Consider the following 1,888-nt stretch of genomic DNA (forward strand, 5'->3'; position numbering starts at 1 on the left):
ATATTTATGAGGCCGCGCCGGATCGCTCTCGATAGCCCGTGCCAAGTCTTCGCTTCGCCGTGATATCCCTCTGAGCGCCAGCGGTGACGCTGGTACAAAGCTCGGTCCTCGTCCGACCATCGTTCTCTTCGGCGACGAGCTCGCAGGAGTGCCGGATAGTCATCGCCGAGCACTACCGCCTTGTTCACACGGCCATTGGAAAGGCAAAGTCGCGCCAGATCGCAGTGCCGACAGTCGGCCGCGCGAGATGTAAAGAAGCGCCCATGTTTAACGGCACGGCCCGCCTTCAGCATCTTGCCACGCGGACATTTAAGGGTGTCGTGCTTGGCGTCATAACGAAAGCGGCGCATAGGCACAGGGCTACGGATTGGCTCTGCCTTTGCCGGAATAACCGCTTCGATCGCGCGTTGCTCCATTCCTGCGAACACCTTAGCATACGCATAGCCGGCGTCGGCCGTTGCCGTTTTGATTATCGTGCCGGTCATCGCGGCGACCGCGTCGAGACGACTGAGTATGACTTGCCCCTCATTAATCTCGCCTGTGGTGACCTCCACATCTAAAATTACGCCGCAAGCATCATCCACCACGGCATGTTGCTTGTAGGCCGGCTCCAGTCTCCGATTACGCCCGTTGGTCGCCATGGACGCGTCAGGGTCGGTGACGCAGACTTTCTTGTATTTGCCTGTTTTGCGGCTTTTTCGTTCGCTCTCAGCGGCTTCGTTGGCGTCGGTGACCGCATCTATATGGCGGACCGCAAGACTTTCCCAACTGACGTCGGCCCGAATGAGTGAGGCGTCGACATGAACGACCTCACCCTTGGCGACTTTGGCCGCTACGCAGACCTTTACCGTCCGCTCAAAGATAGTTCGGAAACGTTCTGCACCCCAGCGCTGACGGATACGGGTCAACGACGAATGGTCCGGGAGAGCTTCGTGCAGACCGAAGCCGATAAACCAGCGAATAGCGATGTTTACCTGAGCCTCGCGCATCAGCCGACGGTCATGGACAATTCCGAGAAGAAAGCCTGCAAGCATCAGCCGGACTGCTACTTCCGGGTCGATGCCGGGTCGGCCGAAGCCCGCCGCATAAAGCTCAGCCACCTCCTCGTGTAGCCAGGAGAGGTCGAGAACTCGATCGACCTTTACCAATACGTGATCGTCAGGGACCAGATCCCGAAGCGAGCCGCACATGTACAGTTCAAGCTGATCGCGTTCCTTACGGCCGAGCATCGTGGAGGCTCCAGAGAATCAACGACTGCTCAATTGAATCAGATACATAGCACTTCTTCAACAGCCCCACGCGGCATCTTTGCCATGTCGCGCCGAGCACGCGGACAATGGCGGCCTTCAGCCCCTCATGGGCATCGGAGATGACCAGTTTGACGCCGGTGAGGCCGCGACGGACCAGATCACGCAAGAAGCTTGTCCAGAACGGTTCGGCTTCGGAAGGGCCGATGTGGAGGCCGACGATTTCCCGCTTTCCGTCCGTATCGACAGCCACGGCGATTATCGCCGCCACCGAGACGATGCGGCCGCCCTCGCGCATCTTCAGATAGGTGGCATCGAGCCATAGGTATGGCCAGTCGCCGGAAAGGGGGCGCTTGAGAAAGGCATTCACACGCTCATCGATGTCCTTGCACAGCTTCGACACCGAGGACTTGGAAATACCGGTCATGCCCATCGCCTGCACCAGCTCATCGACCTTGCGGGTCGAAACGCCATTGATCCAAGCTTCCTGGATGACGGCGACGAGCGCCTTCTCCACCGTCTTCCTCGGCTCCAGGAAGCCGGGAAAGTAGGCTCCGGTGCGCATCTTCGGGATCTTCAGGTTCAGCGTGCCGAGCCGGGTGTCGAGTGAACGGTCGCGGTAACCGTTGCGCCAGGTCTGG

1 protein-coding gene and 1 pseudogene are annotated in these 1,888 nt (G+C 59.2%); both read right to left on the reverse strand.

The window, feature by feature from the left end:
* A partial coding sequence (locus N181_RS08745) for an IS1182 family transposase (protein ID WP_060563332.1) occupies window positions 1-1,229 on the reverse strand: 1,229 nt, incomplete at its 3' end.
* Window positions 1,230-1,284: 55 nt separating this feature from the next.
* Window positions 1,285-1,888: pseudogene (locus N181_RS08750) on the reverse strand (IS256 family transposase); the annotation flags it as partial.

It is taken from the genome of Sinorhizobium fredii USDA 205 (genome assembly GCF_001461695.1).
In the GTDB taxonomy this organism is placed as follows: domain Bacteria; phylum Pseudomonadota; class Alphaproteobacteria; order Rhizobiales; family Rhizobiaceae; genus Sinorhizobium; species Sinorhizobium fredii.